Origin of the sequence: Microbacterium sp. VKM Ac-2870, assembly GCF_015350795.1 — a bacterium.
GTDB lineage: Bacteria > Actinomycetota > Actinomycetes > Actinomycetales > Microbacteriaceae > Microbacterium.
On record NZ_JADKSH010000004.1, the window covers coordinates 249,118 to 273,858 of the forward strand.

A 24,741-nucleotide genomic window follows, 5' to 3' on the forward strand; every position below is an offset into this window, starting at 1 on the left:
TGTGCTGCGGTCAGGTGGTCCAGGCGGCGGCGATGCTGCGGTCGACGACTCGTCGCCAGCCTGCTGGGGGTGAGGGGTCGTGACTTGCGGTCCCGGCCATCCACAGCACGGTCATGAGGTCGTCAGCCGTGAAGTCTCGGGAGAGGGTGCCGGCGGCGTGGGCATCGTCGATCAGGTCCTGACCGAGGGCCGTTGATCGATCGCATGCTTCGATGAGCGAGGTGGCGTTCGGGAAGCGACGGAGCATGGCGTCGTTCAGCGCCGGATCGCTGAGCGTCAGGTCGATCATTCCTGCGATGAATGCCTCCAGCCGTGCGCGGGGCGATGGCTGGCTCAGCGACTGCTCCTTGAGCGCCAGGAGTTTCTCGCCGGCGACTGCGGGGACTACCGCGTCGATGAGGTCCTCCCGGGATCCGACCCGGTTGTAGAGAGTCCCGATGCTCACGCCGGCCTCGCGAGCGACCTCCTCCAGCGGGGCGGAGAGCCCACGGCGGGTCTCGCCCCGGTGGGTCCGGCGTACAGCCGCATACGCATCGCACTGCTAGTTGGATTCGGGCCGACCAGTGCCCGCACCTCGGTGGTGACCCCCTACGGCCGTGCTGCGGTGGCGTGGAGCATCGACGGGGACGAAGTCGTTCTCGATGCTGCGGTCCCGCCGGGGTGCTCAGCGGAGGTTGAGATCGGAGCCTTCAATGCGGAGCTCGGCGGGGGGAACCACAGCCTAAGGATCCCGCTCGCGGTCGCGATGCGCGACTCGGATGTGCGCGTTTCCTGAGTTGTCGCTGGGATGTGGGCAGCATCGCCTCCCGAGGTATCCATCTTCGCGCGATGTGTTGCGACACGTCCTTCGGGAGCCGCAAAGACGGTCCGTCGCAGAGCTATCGGGTCACCGTCCTCGGTATCGAGTCTCCGGATGGAATTTCCGCGCCGCAGGTCCGAGATGTTTCGCTCCCTTCGATTCTTCAAGCGATCGCTTCCGCTGATCCCTTCGCTGTTCAGCTCTCGACCCTCCGTGAGGAGCGAGACGCGATCTTGGCCGTCGCCAACGACTTGGACCTTTGGCGAGAGCGCGCGTCGCGGGAAGCGCGCGGGGGCGAGCTAAGCGACGACGTTCTTCGTTGGCTCGCTCGGGTGTACGTCTGGTTCGCCGCAATAGGTGCGAACCCCGCCAAGGGGGTGCGCGACACGGTCGGTCTCTCGGCAAGAACAGCGACCCGCTGGATTGCGGAGGCGAGGCGCCGAGGCTGGATCGGAGTGAAGCACGGCTCAGCCGCGGGTGCTGCCGCGGAAAACGGCTGACCGATGGCGCGCCCTAGGACTCCGATCGGAAGCTACGGAGAGATCCACACCGCCCGGATCGGCGGCAAGTGGCGCGCCCGGGCGCGTTACAGGTTCTCGGACGGCAAATCACGGCAGGTCGAGCGGTTCGACGTGTCGGAGGCGAAGGCCAAAGCGAAGCTGCGAGAGGCGCTGAACACCGTCGAGAACGGGCGTGGGACTGAACTGAAGCCGACGACGCCCCTCAGGGTGCTGGCGAACCAGTTCCTGGAGGAGAAGGAGGGTGCCGGCCGATCGACGGGCACACTCACCACCTATAGGTCGGCGGTGAAGATGCATATCATCCCGAAGATCGGCGACCTGTCGGCGGCGGAGGCGACACCGGCGCAGCTGCAGACGTTCCTCAGCTCCGTGCACAAGCAGCACGGCCATGGGGCGGCGAAAAACTGCCGCTCCGTGCTGTCGGGGATGCTCGGCATGGCGGTTCGGAACGGTGCGATCGCACGGAACCCGGTGAAGGAGCTCGACCTCATCACGAGGGCGGGCAAGAAGGGGTCCGAAGCGATCCCGCTCGACGAGCTGCCCGCGTTCCTCGCGAAGGTGCGCGCCGACGACGTCCTGATCGAACGCGACATGGTCGACATGATCACGTTCATGCTGTCCGTGGGCTGGCGGATCGCGGAGGTGTGCGCGCTCGAATGGGAGTCGGTCGACGTCGAGAAGGGCACCGTGCGGATGGAAGCGATCGCCGTGCGCGTTCCGAAGCAGGGCGTTGTGCGTCAGCCCTACGGAAAGACGAGCACCGCCTCGAGGACCACGCCGTTGCCGGCAGACACCCTCAGGATGCTGGAGGCCAGGAAGGAGCGGCTTGTTGGGCTGACTCCGCTCGTCTTCCCGACGGTCCTCCTCCACCGGCGGGACCCGTCAAACGCTCAGTGTGAGCTTCGCGAGCGGCGCCAGGTGCTCGGCTATCCAGAGCTCACGACACACAGCTTCCGGAAGACCGTGGCGACGGCGCTCGATCCCGCCGGACTGAGCGCGAGAGACATCGCCGAGTACCTGGGTCACCAGAACCCGAGCCTCACGATGGACGTCTACATGTCGAAGCAGAGCGGGAGCCGGCGGGCGGCGGATCTCATGCAGGAGCACCTCGAGCGACTCCGCTGAATGTGCGGGGTTTTCGCGGGGTGACTGACTGTTAGACATTAAGAAACCCCCGTGAGTAGAAGCCTCACGAGGGTCCCAGTGGCTCCGACGGGCGTCGATCCCGTGACCTCACGATTTTCAGTCGTGCGCTCTACCAACTGAGCTACAGAGCCGCGCGGCATGCGCGTAATGAACCTGCCGCGTCCTACACGAAGGGCCCTCGATCTCGAAAGAAAAGGGCCCGTCGCTCGGAGCGACCCTGACGGGACTTGAACCCGCGACCTCCGCCGTGACAGGGCGGCACGCTAACCAACTGCGCTACAGGGCCATGCGTATTCAGTTGTGTGTCGGAGAGTGACCCCAACGGGATTCGAACCCGTGCTACCGCCGTGAAAGGGCGGCGTCCTAGGCCACTAAACGATGGGGCCGGGTGAACCCGGAGGCTCGTTCTTGCCGACGCTCAAGCATACGAGATCGCCCAGCAAATCGGAAATCGAGGGCGTGGGGTCCCGCCTGGAGTGCTCGAGGTGGGAGAGGATGGCGCTGGCCGTGCCCGTCTCACCCCCAGGCGAACGCGGTGATCGTCTCCCGCCTTCGCGCCAGAAAACCTCTGGGCGAATGTGACGAATGTTGTTAGTGTGACGTGTGTTGCCATCGTCGGATGGCGGGGGTCGACGCGCGTGAATTGACGGAGGTTCGAAGTGGAGACCGATAAGGCCGCTTCGGCGGAGGACTGCGGCTGCGCGCCGACCGCCCAAGAATTGGCGACCCTCCGGGGCCCGCTGACCCGCCGCACCGCCCTCGGACTCGCCGGACTCGGCATGCTCAGCCTCGGCGCGGTGAGCGCCCTCGGACTCCGCTTCAGCTCGCCGGCATTCGCCGCCGACTACCCGTCGTGGGACGACGTCCAGAACGCCAAGAACAACGAAGCCGCCAAAGCCGACGAGGTCACCCGCATCCAGGGCCTCATCGCGGCCCTGCAGGCCGACGTCGCCGCCAAGCAGGCCGACGCCGACCGTCTCGCCGGTGAGTACCTCGCCGCGCAAGAAGCCTTCGAAGTCGCCGTCGACCAGGCCACCGCCCTGCAAAACCAGGCGGATGCCGAGTCGGCGCGCGCCGACGAATCCGCCAAGAAGCTCGGCCGCCTCGCCGCGCAGCAGTACCGCAACGGCGGCGACGACCCGTCGATGGAGCTCTTCTTCTCCGGCTCTGCCGCCAGCGCCGACGACCTGCTCGCCAAGCTCGGCACGATGGACCGCCTCGTCGAAGCCAACCGCGGCGTCTACGCCGACGCGGTGAGTGCCCGCAACAACGCGCAGAGCCTCAGCAACAAGGCCAAGGTCGCCCGCGACGAGCGCGACCGCCTGCAGCAGGAAGCGCAGCAGAAGATGCAGGCCGCGCAGGATGCCGCGATCGCCGCCCAGGCTGCGCTAGCCGAGCAGGACAAGTACCTCGGCACCCTCCAGGCGCAGCTCGCTGCCCTCCAAGACACCACAGCCAAGACGGTCGCCGACTACCAGACGGGTGTCGAAGTCGCCCGCAAGGCCGAGGAAGCCCGCCAAGCGGCCGCTGCCGAAGCCGCCCGCAAGGCTGCCGAAGAAGCCGCCGCCAACAACGGCGGTGGCGGCGGTGGCGGAGGCGGGGGAGGTGGCGGTGGCGGCGGTGGCGGCACCCCCGGCACCGACGGTTGGGTGCGCCCGGCATCCGGCTACATCAGCTCGTGGTTCGGCAACCGCGGCACCATCTGCGGCTCCGACGGCTGCGTCACCGGCCACCGCGGCATCGACTTCGCGACGGCATGCTGGTCGCCGATCTTCGCCGCGGCATCCGGACAGGTCATCTGGGCGCAGTACACCGACGCCTGGGGAAACTACATCAAAATCGACAACGGTGGCGGCGTGGTCACCGGCTACGCCCACATCGTCAACGGCGGCTATGCCGTCAACCGCGGTCAGTGGGTCAACGCGGGCGATGTCATCGCCTACGTCGGCAACACCGGCGCCTCCACCGGATGCCACCTCCACTTCGAGGTCTACTGGCAGGGTGTGCGCATCGACCCCGCGCCGGTTCTCTACGACCACGGCATCGACGTCTACTGACGTCTCGCCGAAATGCAGAAGAGCGGATGCCGATCGGCATCCGCTCTTCTGCATTTCGAGGCGAAAAGCCTCAGACGGTCTTGGGGGCGTGGCCCTCACCCTGGGTCGCGGTCTGCGCGCCCTCGTCCTGGAAACGCTGGAACGCTTCGGCGACCAGACGCTCGGCCTCGTCGGCACCGGCCCACTGGTCGACCTTGACCCACTTGCCCGGCTCGAGGTCCTTGTAGTGCTCGAAGAAGTGGTTGATCTCGCCCTTGGTCCACTCGTCGAGGTCGTCGACGTCGTTGATGTGGGCCCAGCGCGGGTCTTTCGCGAGCACGGCCACGACCTTGTCGTCGCCGCCGGCCTCGTCGAGCATCTTCAGCACGGCGACGGGGCGCACCTTGGCCATGACGCCCGGGTACAGGTCGCGGTCGAGCAGCAGCAGCACGTCGAGCGGGTCGCCGTCTTCGCCGAGGGTGTCCTCGAAGAAGCCGTAGTTGGCGGGGTAGCCCATGGGCGTGAACAGCACGCGGTCGAGGAACACCCGTCCGGTGCCGTGGTCGACCTCGTACTTCACGCGGCTGCCGCGCGGAATCTCGATGACGGCGTCGTATGCGCCCATGCTGGTGCTCCTTCGAAGAGTCTGGTGGATGCCGGCATCCAGCCTAGTCGGCGGGTTGCGCGTGCCGTATTCAGTCTTGGTGTGAGCGGCTCGGCCGAACAGCCGCGGGATCTCGCGCCCGGCGCGCGGTGTCGGCGCCGCGGAGACTGAATGCGGAACGGCAGATCGCGCGCACGGCCGCGGTGGGGCGTGGCAACAGGGTCGGGCGGGTGGTGCGCGTGGTCAGTCGCTAGCGTGGATGTCGTGGACCACCGCCCCAGCCTCGACCCCGCCATCGCCGAGATCCGTCGCGCGGTGCGCGCGGCGCTGGCAACCGTGAGCGGACCGGTGCTGGTGGGTCTTTCCGGCGGTGCCGACTCGCTCGCCCTCGCCGACGCGGTCGCCTTCGAGGCACCGAAAGCCGGCGTCACCGCATCGGCCGCGATCATCGACCACGGGCTGCAACCGGGCTCCGATCGAGTCGCCGCCCGCGCCGCCGCCGTCGCCGAAGACCGCGGGCTCCCCGCTCGCGTCATCCGCGTCGAGGTCGGCACCGATGGAGGCCCCGAAGCCGCCGCCCGCGACGCCCGCCGCTTCGCACTGCTCGCCGCGGCGCGGGATGCCGGCGCCGAAGCCGTCATGCTCGCGCACACCCTCGACGACCAGGCCGAGACCGTGCTGGTGGGCCTCGCCCGCGGGTCGGGCGCGGCCAGCCTCGGAGGCATGTCGCCCGACCGCGTCGAAGACGGCATCCGCATCCTTCGTCCGCTGCTCGAGGTGCGGCGCGCGACCACCCGCGCGGCCTGCACTGCGGCGGGCCTGCCGCCGTGGGAAGACCCGCACAACCTCGACCGCCGGTTCCTGCGCGTGCGCGTGCGGCAGGACGTCATGCCCGTGCTCGAAGACGAACTCGGCCCGGGCGTCGCCGAGGCGCTCGCCCGCACGAGCGACCAGCTCCGCGAGGATGCTGCCGCCTTCGCCGAAATGATCGACGAGACGATAGAAGATATCGTCGAGCACGCCGAGGCCGGCATCGCGGTGTCGGTGGCCGCGCTCGCCGCGAACCCTCCGGCGCTTCGCCACCGCATCATCCGCCATGTCGTCGCGAGCGAGTTCGGCGTCAGCCTGACCCGCGTCCACACGCTGGAGGTCGCGCGGCTCGTCACCGACTGGCACGGCCAGGGCCCGATCGACCTCCCCGGATGCCGCGCCCAGCGCCAGGGCACCCGGCTCGTATTCACGGCCGCCGACTGAGCTGCCGCGGCATCCGTGCCTAAAATCGAGGAATGCGCGCCGCCGACATCGCTGACCAGTTGTCCACCGTTCTGGTCACCGAGGAGCAGATCCACGAGAAGCTCGGCGAGCTGGCCCTGCGGGTCGAAGCCGACTACGAGGGCAAGGAACTACTGCTGGTCGGCGTGCTCAAGGGCGCGGTGATGGTGATGGCCGACTTCTCGCGGCGGCTGCGCCGTGACGTGGTCATCGACTGGATGGCCGTGTCGTCGTACGGCGCCGGCACGAAATCCAGCGGTGTCGTGCAGATCCGCAAAGACCTCGACACCGACCTCACCGGCAAACACGTGCTGATCGTCGAAGACATCATCGACTCGGGCCTGACCCTCAGCTGGCTGCTGGAGAACTTCGCGTCGCGCGGTGCCGCGTCGATCGAGATCCTCGCGCTGCTGCGCAAGCCCGAAGCGGCCAAGGTCGAGATCGACTCCCGCTATGTCGGCTTCGACATCCCCACCGACTTCGTGGTCGGCTACGGCCTCGACTACGACGAGCGCTTCCGCAACCTGCGCGATGTCGCGGTGCTGGCTCCGCACGTCTACAGCTGAGTCTCGGGGTTCGCCTGTGGCGAATGCACAGACGCCCCATAGTCCGCGCGCGATACCCTGAGCGGATCATGGACTTCAAGAAGCTCAGCCGCAACCCGTTCGTCTACGTGTTGCTCATTGGCGCCCTCCTGCTGATCGGCATGTCGCTGATCTCGACTCTCACCGGCGCCAAGCAGATCACGACGCAGGAGGGGCTCACCCTCCTGAAGGGCGGCACCGTCACGCAGGTGACGAACACCGACGGCGACCAGCGTGTCGACATGACCCTGTCCGCTCCCTTCCAGGGCGCGAACCAGGTGCAGTTCTACTACGTGGGTGCCCGCGCCAACGAGGTCGTCTCGGCCGTGGATGCCGCGACCCCGAAGGACGGCTACAACGATGTCGTTCCGCGCACGACCTTCTTCGAGAGCCTGCTGTCGCTGCTGATCCCGATTCTGCTGCTGGGCCTGCTCTTCTGGTTCTTCTTCTCGGCCGCCCAGGGCGGCAACAGCAAGGTGATGCAGTTCGGCAAGTCGCGCGCGAAACTCGTGACGAAGGAGACCCCCACGGTCACCTTCGCCGACGTCGCCGGTGCCGACGAGGCCATCGAGGAGATGCAGGAGATCAAGGACTTCCTGAAGGACCCCGCCAAGTTCCAGGCCGTCGGCGCCCGCATCCCGAAGGGCGTGCTGTTGTACGGCCCTCCCGGAACGGGTAAGACCCTGCTCGCCCGCGCCGTCGCCGGCGAAGCCGGGGTGCCCTTCTACGCCATCTCGGGCTCCGACTTCGTCGAGATGTTCGTCGGCGTCGGTGCCAGCCGCGTGCGCGACCTGTTCAACCAGGCCAAGGAGAACGCTCCGGCGATCATCTTCATCGACGAGATCGACGCCGTCGGCCGTCACCGCGGCGCCGGCATGGGCGGCGGTCACGATGAGCGCGAGCAGACGCTCAATCAGATGCTCGTCGAGATGGACGGCTTCGACCCTAAGGTCTCCGTGCTGGTCATCGCCGCGACCAACCGTCCCGACATCCTCGACCCGGCGCTTCTGCGTCCGGGACGCTTCGACCGCCAAATCGGTGTCGACGCCCCCGACCTCAAGGGCCGCCAGCGCATCCTCGAAGTGCACGGCCGGGGCAAGCCGCTGTCGCCGTCGGTCGACCTGGCTGTCATCGCCCGCAAGACCCCGGGCTTCACGGGTGCCGATCTCGCCAACGTGCTTAACGAGGCCGCGCTGCTGACGGCGCGCTCCAACGCGCAGCTGATCGACATGCGCGCGCTCGACGAGGCCATCGACCGCGTCATCGCCGGCCCCCAGCGTCGCACGCGCATCATGAGGGACAAGGAAAAGCTCATCACCGCGTACCACGAGGGTGGTCACGCCCTCGCGGCGGCGGCGATGAACAACACCGACCCCGTCACGAAGGTCACGATTCTTCCGCGCGGCAAGGCTCTCGGTTACACGATGGTGCTGCCGCTGGAGGACAAGTACTCCGTCACGCGCAACGAGCTGCAGGACCAGCTCGCCTACGCCATGGGCGGCCGCGTCGCCGAGGAGATCGTCTTCCACGACCCCACGACCGGGGCGAGCAACGACATCGAGAAGGCCACCGGCATCGCCCGCAAGATGGTCACCGAGTACGGCATGACCACCGACGTCGGCCCGGTCAAGCTGGGCGGGTCGTCGGGCGAGGTCTTCATGGGCCGCGACATTGGCCATGGCCGTGACTTCTCCGAGCGCATCGCCGAGCGCGTCGACCAGCAGGTGCGCGCGCTCATTGAGCAGGCCCACAACGAGGCCTACGAGGTGATCAACGCCAACCGCGACATTCTCGACAAGCTGGCGCTCGCGCTGCTGGAGAAGGAGACGCTCGACCACCTCGAGCTCGCCGACATCTTCAGCGACGTGAAGAAGCTCCCGCCGCGCCCGCAGTGGCTCTCCAGCGACGAACGCCCCGTGTCGATGCTGCCGCCGGTCGACGTTCCGCGCCGTCAGGACGAGGCAGGGCTGGCTGCGGCATCCGTCGCCGAGGACGCGCCGGCCGCGCACACCGCGGCGCAGCGCCGACCGAGCGGGCAGGCGCGCCCCGCCACCGCCTAGGCTCGTGACGTGGCTGTCGATCGAGACCGCGTCGCTGCCGCCGTGCGCGACATCCTCGTCGCGATCGGGGAGAACCCCGACCGCCCGGGGCTGAAGGCGACCCCCCAGCGCGTCGCCGATGCGTACGCCGACTTCTTCTCTGGGGTCGGCGAGGATGCCGGGGAGCCGCTCGCCCACACGATCAGCGTCTCGCGGGGCCCCGCCCCCGACACGCTGCCCTCGGGTGCCGTGCTGCTGCGCGACATCCGCTTCCGCTCCGTCTGTGAGCACCATCTGCTGCCCTTCGCCGGGCGCGCCCACATCGCGTACCTTCCCGGCGAGCAGGTCGTCGGTCTCGGCGCACTGCCCAAGGTCGTCGACGTGCTGGCCGCGCGCCCCCAGGTGCAAGAGCGGCTCGGCGAGCAGATCGCCGACACCATCGCCGCCTCGCTCGATGCGCGCGGGGTGCTGGTCGTGCTCGCCGCCCACCACGAGTGCGTCACGATGCGCGGCGGACGGCAGCCGGATGCCGCGACGATCACCATCGCGGCCCGCGGCGAGCTGGCCGAGCCGGCGGCGCGGGCCGAGATCATGATGCTCGTCACGGGAACACCGACATGACCGCGATCATGGGGATCGTCAACGTCACGCCCGACTCGTTCAGCGACGGCGGGTGCTATCTGTCGGCCGACGACGCGATCGCGCGTGGCCGTGAACTGCGCGCCGCGGGAGCCCACATCCTCGACGTCGGGGGGGAGTCGACCCGGCCCGGCGCGGCACGCGTCGAGCCCGCCGAGGAACAGGCGCGCGTGCTTCCCGTGATCGCCGCTCTCGCCGCCGACGGCGCCGTGGTCAGCATCGACACCATGAACGCCGCTACCGCCCACGCCGCCGTCGAGCTCGGCGCCCGCATCGTCAATGACGTCTCGGGCGGGCTGAACGACCCCGACATGCTCGGGGTGGTCGCCGCATCCGGGGCCGACGTCGTGCTGCAGCACTGGCGAGGACACTCCGCCGACATGTACGCGCACGCCGTCTACGACGACCTGGTGCCCGAGCTCGTCGCCGAACTCGAGGCACGGCTGGCGGCGGCCGCCCGGGCGGGCATCTCTCCCGACCGGGTGATCCTCGATCCGGGGATCGGGTTCGGCAAGCGCGGCGCCCAGAACTGGCAGGCGCTGCGCGGGCTTGATCGCGTCGTCGCGATCGGACCGCGCGTACTCGTGGGAACGAGTCGCAAACGGTTCCTCGCCGAGGCGCTTGCCGCGGCATCCGACGACGAGATCTCGACGGCCCGCCGTGATGCGGCCACCGCCCTGACCAGCGTCCTGGCAGCGCAGGCCGGGGCGTGGGCCGTGCGGGTGCACGACGCCGCGGCGACGCGCGACGCGCTCGCCGTGTGGACGCACTGGCAGGGCGAGGGAGAACACGTATGAGCGACCTCATCACACTCACCGGCATCCGGGCCACCGGCCACCACGGGGTGTACGAGCACGAACGGCGGGAGGGGCAGACCTTCATCGCCGACGTCGTGCTCGAACTCTCGCTCGCCGATGCCGCCCGCACCGACGACGTCGCCGACACCGTGCATTACGGCGAGCTCGCCGATCACGTCGCCGCCGTGCTGTCAGGCGATCCCGCCGATCTGCTCGAGACGGTCGCCCAGCGCATCGCCGACCGTGCGCTCGCCTACACCCGCGTGGATGCCGTCACGGTCACGATCCACAAGCCGCAGGCACCGATCACGGTGCCGTTCGACGACGTGAGCGTCACCATCCGCCGCGTCCGTGAAGGAGCCCCCGCATGAACCGCCGCCTCGCGCAGGGCTACCCGGGTGAGCCGTCGCAAGGCGATCACCCCGAAACCGTGGCGGTGGTCGCGATCGGAGCCAATCTCGGCGACCGCGAGGCCACCCTGCGCGCCGCTCTCGAAGACCTCGTGCGGCTTCCGCTGACGACCCGTGTCGTCGCGGCGACGCCCGTCGAGACGGTTGCCCTGACCCTCGACGGTCCGGATGCCGAGGCTCCCGCCTACCTCAACTCCGTCGCCCTCGTGACGACCCGCCTGGCTCCGTCGGTGCTGCTCGGCTACCTGCACGCGATCGAAGAGGCGCACGGCCGCCCTCCTCGCCGTGTGGACGACCTCCGCTGGCAGGACCGCACCCTCGACCTCGACCTCATCGCCTACGGCGACGTGCGGTCCGACGATCCTGCGCTCGCCCTCCCGCATCCGCGAGCCGCAGAGCGCACCTTCGTGCTCGCCCCGTGGCTGCAGATCGACCCCGACGCGGTGCTTCCCGGCGCGGGTCGCGTCGACGAGGTGCTCGCGCGGCTCGAGGATGCCGCGGCATCCGGCGCCGATGCCAGCGACGACGAGACCCGTGGAGGTGCGGAGTGAAGCGCACCGGTGCGGGCGTCATCGTCGCGGCTGTGGCCATCGGCGTGATGCTCGGATTCGCGATCGACCAGGTGCTGACCGCGACCGGGAGGCCGACCTTCACCCCCTCGTTCCTGCTGCCGATCCTGCTCGTGCTGCTCGGGGCTGCGCTCGTCGCGTTCGCCCTGCCGATCCGGCGGGCGATCGCCGGGCCGACGCAGACGCCCATCGACCCGTTCCGTGCCGTTCGCGTCGCGATGCTGGCGAAGGCATCGACCCTGGTCGGCGCCGGTGTCGCCGGTGTCGCCGCCGGCTTGCTGGCCTTCGTGCTCACCCGCCCCGTCGCACCCTCGTTAGGCTCGACAGGAGCGGTGATCGCATCGGTCGTCGGAGGCCTTGTCCTGGTCGCGGCCGGCCTCGTCGCCGAGCACCTCTGCACCATCCGGAAGGACGACGATGACGAACACCCCGGACCTCCCGAGCCCGGCCTCGGCCTCTCCCACCACGACTGAGGGTGCGGCGGGGCAAGCGGTGCTCGACGCGGGGACGTATGCGCACATCCTCGAACCGCGTAGCGAGAACCGTCTGCCGCTGGGCGACGGCACGTGGCACCAGCTCTCGCGCAACTATGTGTGGGTCCGGCTGATCTCCACGCTCGCGTTCCTCGCGCTGGTCGTCGCGGCGGCCCTCGTCGGCGGGCTCGTCCTGCACCTGGGCTGGGTGTGGATCCCCGCGGGCGTCGTCGTCGTCGCGACCGTCTGGACGCTCGTCATCCTGCCGCGGCAGGCGCGCGCCTACGGGTATCAGCTGCGCGACGACGACCTCGTGTTCCGTCGCGGCATCCTCTGGCAGCGCCTCGTGTCGGTGCCGTACGGGCGCATGCAACTCGTCGACATCACCCACGGCCCGCTCGACCGCCTCTTCACCATCGCCCAGCTCAAGCTGGTCACCGCCGCGGCCTCGACCGGCGTCGTCATCCCCGGGCTCAGCCAATCGGCGGCGGAGCGGCTGCGCGACACGCTCATCGCGGTGGCCGAAACGCGACGGACCGGGCTGTGACAGATCCTGCCACCGTCGCCGCGGTGCGTTCGCCGCTCAGCGACGGCGACTGGCACCGCCTGCACCCGCTGACCCCGGTGCTGCGGGGTGGCCTGTTCCTGGTGGTCGTCGTCGGCATCGTCATCACCAACCTGCGCGACCGCATCATCGGCTGGCTCGTGCCCGGGCTGGCGGACTGGGAGAAGTACCAGGCCGACCCGGTCGACTACGTCGTCAGCAACAACCTCATCCTTCTCGCCCTGCTCGCGGTGCTGGGTGTACTGCTGCTCCTGCTCGGCGGGTTCTGGCTGTCATGGCGCTTCCACACGTTCCGCATCACCGGCGACGACGTCGAGGTGCGCAGCGGCATCCTGTTCCGCACCCACCGCCGTGCACCGCTCGACCGTGTGCAGGGCGTCAACCTCACCCGCCCGATGGTCGCGCGTCTGCTCGGTGCGGCCAAGCTCGAGGTCGTCGGCGCGGGACTCGACGCGAACGTGAAGCTCGAGTACCTGTCGACCGCGAACGCCGAGGCCGTGCGGGCCGACATCCTGCGCCTCGCCTCGGGCCGCCAGCTCGCACGCGCAGCGGCCCGCGATGAGGCGGGTGGCGCGGGTTCCGCTCACGCGCGCAGCCGCGCTGCCGTCGCAGCCGTCAGCGCCGGGCTGACCGGGCTGATCGACGGCGCCGAGCAGCCCGTCGCCGAACCGGCATCCGTGGTTCACATCCCGCCCGGGCGCCTCATCGCCTCGCGGCTGCTGTCGGGCTCGACCATCTGGCTGCTGGCGCTCGGCGCCGCGATCATCATCGGATCGATCGTCGGAACGCCGTGGGTGCTCTTCACGCTCGTGCCGGCGGTGCTCGGATTCGGGGCGTACTGGTTCCGTACGATCACGCGCGCGCTGCGCTACTCGATCGCACCGACACCCTCGGGGGTGCGCATCACTTTCGGCCTGTTCACGACGATCACCGAGACGCTGCCGCCGGGGCGTGTGCACGCGTTCGAGATCCGCCAGCCGCTGCTGTGGCGCGCGTCGGGCTGGTGGTCCATCCGCGTCAACCGCCTGTCGGGACGTTCGGCCAACGACGCCCAGTCGCAGCAGTTCGCGGAGGTGCTTCCCGTCGGCACCCGCGATGACGTCGAGCGCGTCCTGCGGCTGTTTCTCCCGGGAATCTCGGCCGCACAATGGCAGGAGCTGGTCGTGCACGGCCTGCTCGGACCTCACGACAACGGGGATCCCTATGTGACGACCCCGCGCCGCGCGTGGTGGCTGCGACCGCTGTCGTGGCGGCGCAACGGCGTGCTCGTCACGGAGGATGCCGCGCTGCTGCGCCGTGGCATGATCTGGCGTTCGCTGATCATCCTCCCGCTCGCGCGTTTGCAGTCGACGGCGCTCGCACAGGGACCGGTCGATCGCGCGTGCCGCGTCGCGACGCTCACCGGTCACACGGTCGCGGGGCAGGTGCCGGGCGGCATCGGCGTTCTCGACCGCGACGACGCCGTCTCGCTGTGGCAGCAGATCGCCGGTGCGACCATCACCGCCGCCGCCAGCGACCGCTCGCACCGGTGGGACGCGGAGCGCACCTCGACCATGGACGAAGGGATCAGGAGCGTATGACAGGCGCCAGCAGGCTCGGCGTGGGCATCATCGGGGCGGGACGGGTCGGGCCCGTCATCGGGGCGGCTCTCGCCGGTGCTGGCCACGCACTCGTCGGCATCACCGCCGGATCCGACCGCGATCGGGTCGAGGCGATTCTGCCCGGCGTTCCGGTGCTCGACGCCGACGAGATCGTCCGCCGCAGCGAGCTGGTCGTGATCGCGGTGCCGCACGATGAGCTGCCCGCGCTCGTCTCGGGCCTTGCCGATCTCGACCGCTGGCAGGTCGGTCAGCTCGTGCTGCACACCGATCCCGCCTGGGGAACCGACGTGCTCGCACCGGCTGCCCGCCGCGGCGCGATCCCGCTTGCGGTGCACCCCGCGGTGACCTTCACCGGCACCTCGATGGACCTCCGCCAGCTGCACGACGCGTTCGCGGCCGTCACGGCCCCCGCGGCCGTGCTGCCGATCGCGCAAGCGCTCGCTGTCGAGCTCGGCTGCGAGCCGGTGGTCGTGGCCGAAGCCGACCGCGCCGCGTACGGCGAAGCAATCACCACGGCGACGGAGTTCTCGGCATCCATCGTTCGTCAGTCGACGTCGCTGCTGCGCGCGGCGGGCATCGACGAACCCGGACGCTACCTGTCTGCCCTGGTGCACTCCGCCGTCGACCGGGCTCTGCAGGACGGATCGCCGCTGGTCGATTCGCCGGCCGCGGACTTCCCGATCATCGACTCCTGAGGGTCGGGTCGGCGTGTGCCGCGGCATCCGACACCCGGAAGGCGTGCGGTGACGCCTCGATAGACTGGAACGTCTACTTCGAGGAGCCCCGCACCATGACTCAGACGCCGAACGCTGCGTCCACGCCCGACCCGGCCGCGTCCGTCGCGGACGAGCCCGACCTCGTCGACGTGCACGAGCAGAAGGCCGTGCGCCTCGCCAAGCGTGAGCGGCTGCTCTCCGAGCGCACCGACGCCGCCGGCGGCGCGTACCCGGTGGCGGTACCGGTGACCGACAGCATCGCCGCTCTGCGCGAGCGTTACGCCGACCTCGAGGCCGGGGCCGAGACGGGTGTCGTGGCATCCGTGGCCGGACGCGTCGTGTTCAGCCGCAACACCGGCAAGCTGTGCTTCGCTTCGCTGCAGTCGGGCGACGGCAGCCGCATCCAGGCCATGGTGTCGCTCGCGGAAGTGGGCGAGGAGTCGCTGCAGGCGTGGAAGGACCTCGTCGATCTGGGCGACCACGTCTCGGTGACAGGCCAGGTCATCTCCAGCCGCCGCGGCGAGTTGTCGATCATGGTGACCGACTGGGTCATCGCCGCGAAGGCGCTGCTGCCTCTGCCGAATCTGTACAGCGAGCTGAGCGAGGAGAGCCGGGTGCGTTCGCGTTACCTCGACCTCATCGCCCGCGACCAAGCCCGCGAGACGGTGATCGCCCGCGCCAAGGTGAACGCGTCGCTGCGTCAGACCTTCACGGATCACGGCTTCCTCGAGGTCGAGACGCCCATGCTGCAGGTGCAGCACGGTGGAGCGGCTGCCCGTCCGTTCGTCACCCACTCCAACGCGTTCGACGCCGAGCTGTACCTGCGCATCGCGCCGGAGCTCTTCCTCAAGCGCGCCGTGGTCGGCGGCATCGATCGCGTCTTCGAGATCAATCGCAACTTCCGCAACGAGGGTGCCGACTCGACCCACAGCCCCGAGTTCGCGATGCTCGAGGCCTACCAGTCGTACAGCGACTACAACGGCATCGCCGATCTCACCCAGCAGCTCATCCAGAACGCCGCGATCGCCGTGGCCGGCTCGACCACCGTGACGTGGGCCGACGGCACCGCGTTCGACCTCGGCGGCCAGTGGGATCGCATTTCGATGTACGACTCTCTCTCGGATGCCGTGGGCACCCCCATCACTCCCGAAACACCCCTCGACGAGCTGAAGGCGCTCGCCGCGTCGGCGGGCGTCGAGGTCCCCGAGAAGGTCGCGACCCACGGCAAGTACGTCGAGGAGCTGTGGGAGCACTTCGTGAAGGGTGGCCTCGAGCGGCCGACCTTCGTGATGGACTTCCCGCTCGACACCTCGCCGCTCGTGCGCGAGCATCGCAGCATCCGCGGGGTCGTGGAGAAGTGGGACCTGTACGTGCGCGGCTTCGAGCTGGCCACCGGATACTCCGAGCTCGTCGACCCCGTCATCCAGCGGGAGCGTTTCGTCGAGCAGGCGAAGCTCGCCGCCCGCGGTGACGACGAGGCGATGCGCGTGGACGAGGAGTTCCTGCGTGCACTCGAGCACGGCATGCCGCCGACCGGTGGCATGGGCATGGGAATCGACCGTCTGCTCATGGCGATCACGGGCCTCGGCATCCGCGAGACGATCCTCTTCCCGCTGGTGAAGTAACCCGCAGGACGGGGTGGGCTGGGGCGTTTCGACTCGCTGCGCTCGATTGACGACCGGGCTGGTGCGGAGGGCAGCGACCCGTCGAAGCGCGGCATCCACGCCGTCGATGGACGCCGCCGCTCAGCGCGCCTAAAGTCGAGCCCATAGGCACTCATTGACGAGGAGACCCGCGCATGAAGAAGCTCATCAACTCCGCCGAGACCGTGCTCGCCGACGCCCTTCGCGGCGTCGCTGCCGCGCACCCGGAGCTCACTGTCGATCACGAGAATCGGCTCGTGATCAGCAATGCTCCACGTGAGGGTCGGGTCGCTCTGATCTCGGGCGGCGGCTCGGGTCATGAGCCCTTGCACAGCGGCTTCGTCGGGGCGGGGATGCTGGATGCCGCGTGCGCCGGAGAGGTGTTCACCTCGCCGACGCCCGACCAGATGCTCGCCGCCGCGCAGGCTGTCAACGCCGGCGCCGGCGTGCTCTTCATCGTCAAGAACTACACGGGCGACGTCCTCAACTTCGAGATGGCCGCAGAGCTCGCCTCCGAGGAAGGCATCGCGTCGGAGTCGGTCATCGTCGCCGACGACGTCGCCGTCAAGGACTCGACGTGGACCGCCGGTCGCCGTGGCGTCGGCACGACGGTGCTCGTCGAGAAGATCGCCGGCGCGGCGGCAGCGGAAGGCAAGAGCCTGGCCGAGGTTGCCGCTGTCGCCCAGCGGGTCGCCGACAGCGGTCGATCGATGGGTGTCGCGCTGACCAGCTGCACGGTGCCTGCGGTCGGTCACCCGAGCTTCGATCTGCCCGACGACGAGATGGAGATGGGTGTCGGCATCCACGGCGAACCCGGACGCACCCGCGTGCCGTTCGCTCCTGCGCGCGATATCGCGCGCGAGTTGGTCGACGCCATCACATCCGATCTCGACTTCTCCGACGCGCCGGTGGTCGCTCTGCTCACCGGGCTCGGCGGCACGCCTCTGATCGAGCTCTACGTGATCTACGCCGACATCGCCGATGCTCTCGCCGAGCGCGGCATCACGGTGGCGCGCAGCCTGGTGGGCGACTACGTGACGAGCCTCGATATGGCCGGATGTTCGTTGACGCTGCTGCGCGCCGACGAGGAGCTGCTGCGCCTGTGGGACGCGCCCGTCAACACCAGCGCTCTGCGATGGGGATACTGAGATGGCCGTCGCGGTCACCCTCGACCTGCTGGAGCGGTGGATACGCGAAAGCGCCGTCCGGCTCGACGCTGCGGCCGATGAGCTGACCGCGCTCGATTCGGCGATCGGTGACGCCGACCACGGCACCAACATGCGTCGGGGCTTCACGGCGATCGTCTCCAAGCTCGACACCGCGCCGCCGGCGTCGCTGCCCGAGTTCTTCAAGACGGTCGGCATGACTCTCGTCAGCAAAGTCGGTGGCGCGAGCGGTTCTCTGTACGGCACCCTGTTCCTCGACATGGGGCGTGCCTGTGCCGAGCCGACCGAACTGACGGCGGCGCAGTGGCGCGACGTGCTCACGGCCGGCGTGAGCGGTGTCGTCAGCCGCGGCCACGCGGAGCCCGGCGACAAGACGATGATCGACGCGTTCACCCCCGCCCTCGACGCCCTCGGCCGAGCGCTCGACGGCGGCGAGAGCCTGGTGGCTGCGGCCGCGGCCGCAGCCGATGCCGCCGAGCGGGGAAGCGCCGACACCGAGCCGCTCATCGCAAGGAAGGGGCGGGCGTCGTACCTCGGTGAGCGCAGCGCGGGGCATGTCGATCCGGGGTCCGCATCGACCGCCATCCTGCTCCGCACCTTCGCCGACGTCGCCGCCGGGACGGCCGCGTGATCGGCGTCGTCGCCGTTTCGCACAGTGCGGCGCTGGCCGAGGCCGCCGTCGAGCTGGCGATGCAAATGGTGCACGGTGATCGACCGCCGGTGCGGCTGGCCGCGGGCGCCGACGGCGGGTTCGGCACGGATGCCGCCGCGATCGCCGACGCGATCGACGAGGTCGCGGAAGGCGGCGCCGAGGGCATCGTCATCGTCACCGACCTCGGCTCGGCGGTGCTCAGCGCGGAGCTCGCCCTCGAGCTGCGGGCGAGCGATGTGCCGGTGCGCATCAGTGACGGTCCTTTCGTCGAGGGCCTGACGGCGGGGATCGTGCGCGCCGCGACCGGAGGCTCGCTCGATGAGGTGGTGTCGGAGACCGATGCGGCTCTGACCGCGAAGCAGCCGCGCGCCTCCGAGGCGCGCGGCCCGATGCCCGCCCCGCCCGCAGCCACCTCTGCCGCCGCCGCCTCAGCAGGCGCCTCGCCGCCCGGCGAAGCGCCGGATGCCGACGCCACCGTCGAAGCGACGCTCCGCAACCCGATGGGACTGCACTCGCGCCCCGCCGCGCTCGTCGTGAAAGCGGTCGCGCCGTTCGATGCGCGCGTCACCGTGTCGAACGCGACGACCGGGTCGGCGCCGGCATCGGCGGCCAGCATGATCGGCCTCCTGGCGCTCGGCGCCGCAGAGGGCCACCGCCTGGAGATCTCCGCGGTCGGCCGCGAGGCTGACCAGGCCGTCGAGGCGGTCAGGAAACTCGTCGCCGACGGTTTCGGCGAGCTCCCGTCAGCCTGAGCGGCTCGCTGTCGTTCGCCTCGGTCGCGAGGGGCATCACCGCGCACGGAACGCCCAGTCGGGCAGGTGGGCGGCGGCGACGAACGACCGCACGATCTCTGCCAGCCCGTGCGCGGGCTCGCAGTGCAGCGCCTCCGTGGCGTAGTGATCGGCGTGGGTCGAACGACCGAGAGCCCACGCGAGCCATCCGCACACCGCCAGTGCACCGGCCCGGCGCCTCTTCGGCATGACCGCCGCCACCTGACGGGCCAGGTCGAGCGCGGCCTGCAGACGTGCGGCGTCCGGCCGGGAGCCTTCGCCCCACATCACCGAGGCAAGGTCACTCGGATACTCCGCGCCGTCTTCCCAACGCCGTTGGGCTTCCATCGCGGCGTCACCCCCGGCGACATCGCTCGCCCACTGCACCAGGGCGACATCGCGCAGCGGGGGCCTGGCCAGGCACCACCCGATCATCGCAGCCTGCATCGGAGCGAGAGCCGCCGACTCCCAGGCCAGCGCCCGCTCGAACAGCTCCGGCAGGTCGTCGAGCTCGCACGCCGCCTGCAGCGCCGCGGGATCGACGCGCGGGTCGTCGTCGCCGGCGACGCGAGGGATGCCGCAGATCGCCTCGAGGGCCGCCTCCAGCGACCGGAGCGCCTGCGCGACGGCGCGCCGTCGCGCAGCGGCGGGGACGGGCAGCCGCGCCCCGGCAGACTGGTCGCTCGCCACCGCACCCCACGGTGTCGCGTCGACCGGTAGATCGTCACGGGCGGCGATGCTCTCGAGGCTGTGGCCTCCGGACGGCACCGCATCATCGAGGTACGACCCCCATCCGTTTCCCGCGACCGCCAGCGCATCCGTCACCGGGAGTCCGCACTCCCGCGCCCGGGTCAACAGCGCACTCGCGACGCCGCGGTGCGGCAGGTCGTGCCCCGCCTCGGCATCCGTGTAGACGACGACCATCACCGCCTCGACATCGACCACGCGACAGACCATGCCGACGATGCTGGCCGCGGCCGTCGAGGCTGCCGCGTCGGGCGGGAGGTCGACGCGCATCGCGCCGAGCGTGCGTCCCTGCGCCATCGGCACGAGCACGACGCTCTGCCGCGGCGTGCATCCCAGCAGGTGCGGGAGGACGGACAGGAAGTGTGCCGCGTCGGCGGCTCGGACGATCGTGGACATGCGGCGAGTCTGCGGGGCGTCGGCGGCGCGTGGACGGACGGCGATGCTGCCGGTGGAGAGCTCCGTCCGATGCGCGACTGGGGAGGAGACGGCGCCGGCGCGCGTACCATGGAGCGCATGGACCCGTACTGGACCGCCGTCGCCTGGTCACTCTTGCCGACCGTCGTCGTGCTGGGTCTGTTCGTGTTCGTCCTGCGGGCGATCCTGCGGATGGATCGCAGCGAGCGTCGCGTGTACGCCAAGGTCGAGAACGAGGAGCGGGCCAAGCGCGGTCTGCCCCCGGTCGGCGAGGCCGGTGCGCCGCTCGCCGACGCGGCCACGAGCGCCGAGGCCCCCCGAACGACCTGAGTCGGAGATAGTCGCTACGCTGGGCGGAGTCCGACAGCGGGGAGAGCGACGTGGATCAGACCGGATGGGCGCTCGCCTGGGTGATCCTGGTCTTCGTCACCGACGTCACCGTCCGCATCCTCGCGATCATCATCGTTCCACGCAATCGCCGTCCGACGGCGGCGATGGCGTGGTTGCTGGCGATCTACTTCATCCCGATCATCGGGGTGCTGCTGTTCCTCCTGATCGGCAATCCGCGCCTGCCGCGTAAGCGACGCAAGAAACAGCAGCAGATCAACGAGTACATCCGCACCACCAGCCACGGGCTCGATCTCGGTACGCTCCGCCCCGACCCGCCCCTGTGGTTCGCGCAGCTCGTGCGCCTCAACCGCAATCTGGGCGCGATGCCGCTCTCGGGTGAGAACGACGCGACGCTCATCTCGGGCTACCAGGAGAGCATCGACGAGATGGCCGCGGCCATCCGGCAGGCGAAGAGCTACGTGCACGCCGAGTTCTACATCCTGCAGTGCGACAAGACCACCGCCGGGTTCTTCGACGCCCTCGAGGATGCCGTCAAGCGCGGTGTCGTCGTCCGCGTGCTGCTGGATCACTGGGCCAACCGCGGCAAGCCGTTCTACGCGGAGACCTGTCGCCGGCTCGACGCGATGGGCGCCGACTGGAAGCTCATGCTTCCCGTGCAGCCGCTGCGCGGCAAGTACCAGCGCCCCGATCTCCGCAACCACCGCAAGCTCCTCGTCGTCGACGGGCACGTCGCCTTCATGGGGTCGCAGAACGTCACCGACTCGACGTACAACCTGCAGAAGAACATCAAGCGAGGGCTGCACTGGGTCGACATGATGACCCGCCTGGACGGGCCCGTCGTGGCATCCGTCAACGCCGTCTTCCTGAGCGACTGGTACAGCGAGACCGATGAGGTCGTCGAGGGCATCGAGCTGTTCGACGTGCGCACCGGAAGCGGCGACCTCGACTGTCAGGTCATTCCGTCGGGGCCGGGGTTCGAATTCCAGAACAACCTCAAGCTGTTCATGACGCTGCTGTTCTCGGCGCGCGAGAAGATCATCATCGTCTCGCCGTACTTCGTTCCCGACGAGGGACTGCTGATCGCCATCCAGACCGCCTGCCAGCGCGGGGTGCACGTCGAGCTCTTCGTCTCGGAAGAGGGCGACCAGGCCATGGTCTACCACGCCCAGCGCAGCTACTACGAGGCGCTGCTGCGGGGCGGCGTGAAGATCTGGATGTACGAGCGGCCGTTCATCCTGCACTCCAAGTCGATGTCGATCGACGACGAGGTCGCGGTGATCGGCTCGAGCAACATGGATATGCGCAGCTTCGGACTCAACCTCGAGATCTCGCTGCTCGTGCGCGGAGAAGACTTCGTGTCGCAGCTGCGCTCGGTCGAAGACGAGTACCGCGCGCTCAGCCGTGAACTCACCCTCGACGAGTGGATGCAGCAGCCCCTGCGCTCGACGGTGCTCGACAATCTCGCGCGCCTGACCTCCGCCCTGCAGTAAGGCGGGCGGCATGCGGATGCCGCGGCGGTGCGCCGACGGCGAACACGGGCATACCGGCATTCGCCGGTCGTTACCCTCGACGTAAGCGCACCAGAAGACTGTGCGCCGGAGGAGTGTCGACGAATGTTCGAGAGATTCACGGACCGTGCCCGTCGTGTGGTTGTCCTCGCCCAAGAAGAGGCGAAGATGCTCAACCACAACTACATCGGTACCGAGCACATCCTGCTCGGGCTCATCCATGAGGGCGAGGGCGTCGCCGCCAAGGCGCTCGAAAGCCTGGGTATCTCGCTGGACGCCGTCCGCGAGCAGGTCCAGGACATCATCGGTCAGGGTCAGCAGCAGCCCACCGGCCACATCCCCTTCACGCCGCGTGCGAAGAAGGTACTCGAGCTGAGCCTGCGCGAAGCGCTGCAGCTCGGCCACAACTACATCGGCACCGAGCACATCCTGCTCGGGCTCATCCGCGAGGGCGAGGGCGTCGCGGCTCAGGTGCTCGTCAAGCTGGGCGCCGACCTCAACAAGGTGCGCCAGCAGGTCATCCAGCTGCTCAGCGGCTACCAGGGCAAGGAGACCGCGGGTGTCGCTGCCGGCGCCGGCGAGCAGAGCCAGCAGGCCGCCCAGGGCGGCTCGGCGGTGCTCGACCAGTTCGGCCGCAACCTCACCCAGGCCGCGCGCGACAACAAGCTCGACCCGGTGATCGGACGCGAGAAGGAGATCGAGCGGGTCATGCAGATCCTCTCGCGCCGCTCCAAGAACAACCCGGTGCTGATCGGTGAGCCCGGCGTCGGCAAGACCGCCGTCGTCGAGGGCCTTGCGCAGGCGATCGTGAAGAACGACGTGCCCGAGACCCTGAAGGACAAGCAGGTCTACTCGCTCGACCTCGGCTCGCTCATCGCCGGTTCCCGCTACCGCGGTGACTTCGAGGAGCGCCTGAAGAAGGTCACCAAGGAGATCCGCACGCGCGGCGACATCATCGTCTTCATCGACGAGATCCACACCCTCGTGGGTGCTGGCGCCGCCGAGGGTGCGATCGACGCCGCCTCGATCCTGAAGCCGCTGCTCGCCCGCGGCGAGCTGCAGACGATCGGTGCGACGACGCTCGATGAGTACCGCAAGCACTTCGAGAAGGATGCCGCACTCGAGCGCCGCTTCCAGCCGATCCAGGTCGCCGAGCCGAGCCTGCCCCACGCGATCAACATCCTGAAGGGGCTGCGCGACCGCTACGAGGCGCACCACAAGGTGCAGATCACCGACGGCGCCATCGTCGCCGCGGCGAACCTCGCCGACCGCTACATCAGCGACCGGTTCCTGCCCGACAAGGCCATCGACCTGATCGACGAGGCTGGCGCACGCCTGCGCCTGTCGATCCTCTCGAGCCCGCCGGAGCTGCGCGAATTCGACGAGAAGATCGCCAAGGTCCGCGAAGACAAGGAGACCGCCAGCGAGGAGCAGGACTTCGAGAAGGCCGCGTCGCTGCGCGACGAGGAGAAGTCCCTGCTCGCCGAGCGTCTCCGTCTCGAGAAGCAGTGGCGCAGCGGTGACGTGGCCAGCCACGCCGTCGTCGACGAGGGGCTCATCGCCGAGGTGCTGGCGCAGGCCACCGGCATCCCCGTCTTCAAGCTCACCGAGGAGGAGACCAGCCGTCTCGTCTTCATGGAGAAGGCGCTGCACCAGCGCGTCATCGGCCAGGAGGAGGCGATCGCCGCGCTCAGCCGCACGATCCGTCGCCAGCGCGCCGGGCTCAAGGACCCGAAGCGTCCCAGCGGCTCGTTCATCTTCGCCGGTCCCACGGGCGTCGGAAAGACCGAGCTTGCCAAGGCGCTCGCCGAGTTCCTGTTCGACGACGAGGGTGCGCTGATCTCGCTCGACATGAGCGAGTTCGGTGAGAAGCACACCGTGTCGCGTCTGTTCGGTGCCCCTCCCGGATTCGTCGGCTTCGAAGAGGGCGGACAGCTCACCGAGAAGGTGCGTCGCAAGCCGTTCTCCGTCGTGCTGTTCGACGAGATCGAGAAGGCCCACCCCGACATCTTCAACTCGTTGCTGCAGATCCTCGAAGAGGGTCGCCTGACCGACGGTCAGGGACGCGTCGTCGACTTCAAGAACACGGTCATCATCATGACCACCAACCTCGGTTCGTCGGCCATCGCCGGCGGCCCGGTCGGGTTCCAGGTCGAGGGCAACGCGCAGACCACCTACGAGCGGATGAAGGGCAAGGTCGACGAGGAGCTGAAGCGTCACTTCAAGCCCGAGTTCCTCAACCGCGTCGATGACGTCATCGTCTTCCCGCAGCTGAGCAAGCCCGAGCTGCGCCAGATCGTCGGCCTGTTCACCAAGCGTCTGAGCGAGCGTCTGCTCGATCGCGACATGACCGTCGAACTCTCGGATGCCGCCAAGGACAAGCTCATCGAGATCGGGTTCGACCCGACGCTCGGCGCCCGCCCGCTGCGTCGTGCGATGCAGCGCGAGGTCGAGGATCAGCTGTCGGAGCGGATCCTGCACGGCGAGCTCAACCCCGGCGACCACGTGAAGGTGGATGCCGAGAACGGGAAGTTCGTCTTCGAGCACGGTCCGCGGGGCGAGAAGGTCGCGGTCGGCGTCAACGCCGCCGGCGCCATCGAGGCCACCCCCGACATCGTCGCGGGAAGCTGACCGGTTCGAGAACCACACGAAGGGGCGGATGCTGCGGCATCCGCCCCTTCGGCGTGTGCGGGGGGCGTCTCGACTCGGCCTTTGGCCT

General features: G+C 69.2%; 24 protein-coding genes, 3 tRNA genes and 1 pseudogene. 21 read left to right on the forward strand and 7 right to left on the reverse strand.

The annotated features are described in order from the left end of the window. Positions 1 to 10: 10 nt before the first annotated feature. Positions 11 to 397, reverse strand: a complete 387-nt coding sequence (locus ITJ43_RS11825) for a hypothetical protein (protein WP_323741220.1) — start codon at positions 395 to 397, stop codon at positions 11 to 13. Continuing rightward, positions 398 to 478, reverse strand: a pseudogene (locus tag ITJ43_RS15350) (TetR family transcriptional regulator); the annotation flags it as partial. A 27-nt stretch (positions 479 to 505) separates the two neighbouring features. Between ITJ43_RS15350 and ITJ43_RS15425 the strand changes: the two are divergent. Next, positions 506 to 775, forward strand: coding sequence for an alpha-L-rhamnosidase C-terminal domain-containing protein (locus tag ITJ43_RS15425; RefSeq protein WP_194584052.1), 270 nt, complete (start codon positions 506 to 508; stop codon positions 773 to 775). A 527-nt stretch (positions 776 to 1,302) separates the two neighbouring features. Beyond that, positions 1,303 to 2,445 carry a tyrosine-type recombinase/integrase gene (locus ITJ43_RS11835; RefSeq protein ID WP_194584053.1) on the forward strand — a complete coding sequence of 381 codons (1,143 nt, stop codon included), beginning with the start codon at positions 1,303 to 1,305 and terminating at the stop codon, positions 2,443 to 2,445. Between the two features lie 79 nt (positions 2,446 to 2,524). Here ITJ43_RS11835 and ITJ43_RS11840 read toward each other — a convergent pair. From ITJ43_RS11840 to ITJ43_RS11850, 3 genes are all read right to left on the reverse strand, one after another. Further along, positions 2,525 to 2,597, reverse strand: a tRNA-Phe gene (locus ITJ43_RS11840). 81 nt (positions 2,598 to 2,678) lie between these two features. Continuing rightward, positions 2,679 to 2,752: transfer RNA gene (locus ITJ43_RS11845), tRNA-Asp, on the reverse strand. Between the two features lie 27 nt (positions 2,753 to 2,779). Continuing rightward, positions 2,780 to 2,852 (reverse strand) — tRNA-Glu (locus tag ITJ43_RS11850). Positions 2,853 to 3,125: 273 nt separating this feature from the next. Here ITJ43_RS11850 and ITJ43_RS11855 point away from each other — a divergent pair. Continuing rightward, positions 3,126 to 4,523 (forward strand): peptidoglycan DD-metalloendopeptidase family protein, encoded by a 1,398-nt coding sequence (locus tag ITJ43_RS11855; RefSeq protein WP_194584054.1) that lies wholly within the window; start codon positions 3,126 to 3,128, stop codon positions 4,521 to 4,523. Positions 4,524 to 4,593: 70 nt separating this feature from the next. Here ITJ43_RS11855 and ITJ43_RS11860 read toward each other — a convergent pair whose 3' ends face one another. Continuing rightward, on the reverse strand, positions 4,594 to 5,127 hold the full coding sequence (locus tag ITJ43_RS11860) for an inorganic diphosphatase (RefSeq protein ID WP_194584055.1): 534 nt from the start codon (positions 5,125 to 5,127) through the stop codon (positions 4,594 to 4,596). Between the two features lie 234 nt (positions 5,128 to 5,361). On the opposite strand from ITJ43_RS11860, the gene tilS reads away from it, so the two are divergent. From tilS to ITJ43_RS15355, 15 genes are all read left to right on the forward strand, one after another. Next, positions 5,362 to 6,360 carry a tRNA lysidine(34) synthetase TilS gene (gene tilS / locus ITJ43_RS11865; protein WP_194584056.1) on the forward strand — a complete coding sequence of 333 codons (999 nt, stop codon included), beginning with the start codon at positions 5,362 to 5,364 and terminating at the stop codon, positions 6,358 to 6,360. Positions 6,361 to 6,392: 32 nt separating this feature from the next. After that, positions 6,393 to 6,944: a hypoxanthine phosphoribosyltransferase gene (gene hpt, locus ITJ43_RS11870; protein ID WP_194584057.1), complete on the forward strand. Its 552-nt coding sequence runs from the start codon at positions 6,393 to 6,395 to the stop codon at positions 6,942 to 6,944. A 68-nt stretch (positions 6,945 to 7,012) separates the two neighbouring features. After that, complete coding sequence (gene ftsH / locus ITJ43_RS11875) at positions 7,013 to 9,022, forward strand: ATP-dependent zinc metalloprotease FtsH (RefSeq protein WP_194584058.1); 2,010 nt, start codon at positions 7,013 to 7,015, stop codon at positions 9,020 to 9,022. A gap of 9 nt (positions 9,023 to 9,031) precedes the next feature. Beyond that, positions 9,032 to 9,622 carry a GTP cyclohydrolase I gene (gene folE, locus ITJ43_RS11880; protein ID WP_194584059.1) on the forward strand — a complete coding sequence of 197 codons (591 nt, stop codon included), beginning with the start codon at positions 9,032 to 9,034 and terminating at the stop codon, positions 9,620 to 9,622. Next, on the forward strand, positions 9,619 to 10,437 hold the full coding sequence (gene folP / locus ITJ43_RS11885; protein WP_194584060.1) for a dihydropteroate synthase: 819 nt from the start codon (positions 9,619 to 9,621) through the stop codon (positions 10,435 to 10,437). The genes folE and folP overlap by 4 nt, the downstream gene beginning before the upstream one ends. After that, entirely contained in the window at positions 10,434 to 10,808 is a 375-nt protein-coding gene (gene folB, locus ITJ43_RS11890; RefSeq protein WP_194584061.1) for a dihydroneopterin aldolase, read from the forward strand. The genes folP and folB overlap by 4 nt, the downstream gene beginning before the upstream one ends. Continuing rightward, entirely contained in the window at positions 10,805 to 11,398 is a 594-nt protein-coding gene (gene folK / locus ITJ43_RS11895; RefSeq protein WP_194584062.1) for a 2-amino-4-hydroxy-6-hydroxymethyldihydropteridine diphosphokinase, read from the forward strand. The genes folB and folK overlap by 4 nt, the downstream gene beginning before the upstream one ends. Beyond that, a complete protein-coding gene (locus ITJ43_RS11900) occupies positions 11,395 to 11,889 on the forward strand; it encodes a DUF3180 domain-containing protein (protein WP_194584063.1) in 495 nt (164 codons plus the stop codon). Before folK ends, ITJ43_RS11900 begins: the two co-directional genes overlap by 4 nt. Then, complete coding sequence (locus ITJ43_RS11905; RefSeq protein WP_194584064.1) at positions 11,834 to 12,436, forward strand: PH domain-containing protein; 603 nt, start codon at positions 11,834 to 11,836, stop codon at positions 12,434 to 12,436. Before ITJ43_RS11900 ends, ITJ43_RS11905 begins: the two co-directional genes overlap by 56 nt. Beyond that, on the forward strand, positions 12,433 to 14,034 hold the full coding sequence (locus ITJ43_RS11910) for a PH domain-containing protein (RefSeq protein WP_194584065.1): 1,602 nt from the start codon (positions 12,433 to 12,435) through the stop codon (positions 14,032 to 14,034). Before ITJ43_RS11905 ends, ITJ43_RS11910 begins: the two co-directional genes overlap by 4 nt. Continuing rightward, positions 14,031 to 14,750 carry a DUF2520 domain-containing protein gene (locus tag ITJ43_RS11915; RefSeq protein WP_194584066.1) on the forward strand — a complete coding sequence of 240 codons (720 nt, stop codon included), beginning with the start codon at positions 14,031 to 14,033 and terminating at the stop codon, positions 14,748 to 14,750. Before ITJ43_RS11910 ends, ITJ43_RS11915 begins: the two co-directional genes overlap by 4 nt. Before the next feature lie 95 nt (positions 14,751 to 14,845). After that, positions 14,846 to 16,396, forward strand: a complete 1,551-nt coding sequence (gene lysS / locus ITJ43_RS11920; protein WP_194584067.1) for a lysine--tRNA ligase — start codon at positions 14,846 to 14,848, stop codon at positions 16,394 to 16,396. A gap of 173 nt (positions 16,397 to 16,569) precedes the next feature. Beyond that, positions 16,570 to 17,562 carry a dihydroxyacetone kinase subunit DhaK gene (gene dhaK, locus ITJ43_RS11925; RefSeq protein ID WP_194584068.1) on the forward strand — a complete coding sequence of 331 codons (993 nt, stop codon included), beginning with the start codon at positions 16,570 to 16,572 and terminating at the stop codon, positions 17,560 to 17,562. Between the two features lies 1 nt (position 17,563). Continuing rightward, a complete protein-coding gene (gene dhaL, locus ITJ43_RS11930) occupies positions 17,564 to 18,211 on the forward strand; it encodes a dihydroxyacetone kinase subunit DhaL (RefSeq protein WP_194584069.1) in 648 nt (215 codons plus the stop codon). Next, on the forward strand, positions 18,208 to 18,984 hold the full coding sequence (locus tag ITJ43_RS15355) for an HPr family phosphocarrier protein (RefSeq protein WP_194584070.1): 777 nt from the start codon (positions 18,208 to 18,210) through the stop codon (positions 18,982 to 18,984). Before dhaL ends, ITJ43_RS15355 begins: the two co-directional genes overlap by 4 nt. Positions 18,985 to 19,020: 36 nt before the next feature. On the opposite strand, the gene ITJ43_RS11940 is transcribed toward ITJ43_RS15355, so the two are convergent. Further along, positions 19,021 to 20,145 carry a DUF4192 family protein gene (locus ITJ43_RS11940; RefSeq protein WP_194584071.1) on the reverse strand — a complete coding sequence of 375 codons (1,125 nt, stop codon included), beginning with the start codon at positions 20,143 to 20,145 and terminating at the stop codon, positions 19,021 to 19,023. Positions 20,146 to 20,262: 117 nt separating this feature from the next. On the opposite strand from ITJ43_RS11940, the gene ITJ43_RS11945 reads away from it, so the two are divergent. From ITJ43_RS11945 to ITJ43_RS11955, 3 genes are all read left to right on the forward strand, one after another. After that, positions 20,263 to 20,493 carry a hypothetical protein gene (locus ITJ43_RS11945; protein WP_194584072.1) on the forward strand — a complete coding sequence of 77 codons (231 nt, stop codon included), beginning with the start codon at positions 20,263 to 20,265 and terminating at the stop codon, positions 20,491 to 20,493. Positions 20,494 to 20,543: 50 nt separating this feature from the next. Continuing rightward, positions 20,544 to 22,004: a cardiolipin synthase gene (gene cls, locus ITJ43_RS11950; RefSeq protein WP_194584073.1), complete on the forward strand. Its 1,461-nt coding sequence runs from the start codon at positions 20,544 to 20,546 to the stop codon at positions 22,002 to 22,004. Positions 22,005 to 22,127: 123 nt separating this feature from the next. After that, a complete protein-coding gene (locus tag ITJ43_RS11955; RefSeq protein WP_194584074.1) occupies positions 22,128 to 24,653 on the forward strand; it encodes an ATP-dependent Clp protease ATP-binding subunit in 2,526 nt (841 codons plus the stop codon). The last annotated feature ends 88 nt before the right edge of the window (positions 24,654 to 24,741 follow it).

What these genes read in the sequence shown, in the direction of transcription:
- ITJ43_RS11835 (WP_194584053.1), top strand. Translation starts at nt 1,303, where the DNA reads ATGGCGCGCCCTAGGACTCCGATCGGAAGCTACGGAGAGATCCACACC.
- ITJ43_RS11860 (WP_194584055.1), bottom strand. Translation starts at nt 5,127, where the DNA reads ATGGGCGCATACGACGCCGTCATCGAGATTCCGCGCGGCAGCCGCGTG.
- hpt (WP_194584057.1), top strand. Translation starts at nt 6,393, where the DNA reads ATGCGCGCCGCCGACATCGCTGACCAGTTGTCCACCGTTCTGGTCACC.
- ftsH (WP_194584058.1), top strand. Translation starts at nt 7,013, where the DNA reads ATGGACTTCAAGAAGCTCAGCCGCAACCCGTTCGTCTACGTGTTGCTC.
- folP (WP_194584060.1), top strand. Translation starts at nt 9,619, where the DNA reads ATGACCGCGATCATGGGGATCGTCAACGTCACGCCCGACTCGTTCAGC.
- folB (WP_194584061.1), top strand. Translation starts at nt 10,434, where the DNA reads ATGAGCGACCTCATCACACTCACCGGCATCCGGGCCACCGGCCACCAC.
- folK (WP_194584062.1), top strand. Translation starts at nt 10,805, where the DNA reads ATGAACCGCCGCCTCGCGCAGGGCTACCCGGGTGAGCCGTCGCAAGGC.
- ITJ43_RS11905 (WP_194584064.1), top strand. Translation starts at nt 11,834, where the DNA reads ATGACGAACACCCCGGACCTCCCGAGCCCGGCCTCGGCCTCTCCCACC.
- ITJ43_RS11915 (WP_194584066.1), top strand. Translation starts at nt 14,031, where the DNA reads ATGACAGGCGCCAGCAGGCTCGGCGTGGGCATCATCGGGGCGGGACGG.
- lysS (WP_194584067.1), top strand. Translation starts at nt 14,846, where the DNA reads ATGACTCAGACGCCGAACGCTGCGTCCACGCCCGACCCGGCCGCGTCC.
- dhaK (WP_194584068.1), top strand. Translation starts at nt 16,570, where the DNA reads ATGAAGAAGCTCATCAACTCCGCCGAGACCGTGCTCGCCGACGCCCTT.
- dhaL (WP_194584069.1), top strand. Translation starts at nt 17,564, where the DNA reads ATGGCCGTCGCGGTCACCCTCGACCTGCTGGAGCGGTGGATACGCGAA.
- ITJ43_RS11940 (WP_194584071.1), bottom strand. Translation starts at nt 20,145, where the DNA reads ATGTCCACGATCGTCCGAGCCGCCGACGCGGCACACTTCCTGTCCGTC.
- ITJ43_RS11945 (WP_194584072.1), top strand. Translation starts at nt 20,263, where the DNA reads ATGGACCCGTACTGGACCGCCGTCGCCTGGTCACTCTTGCCGACCGTC.
- ITJ43_RS11955 (WP_194584074.1), top strand. Translation starts at nt 22,128, where the DNA reads ATGTTCGAGAGATTCACGGACCGTGCCCGTCGTGTGGTTGTCCTCGCC.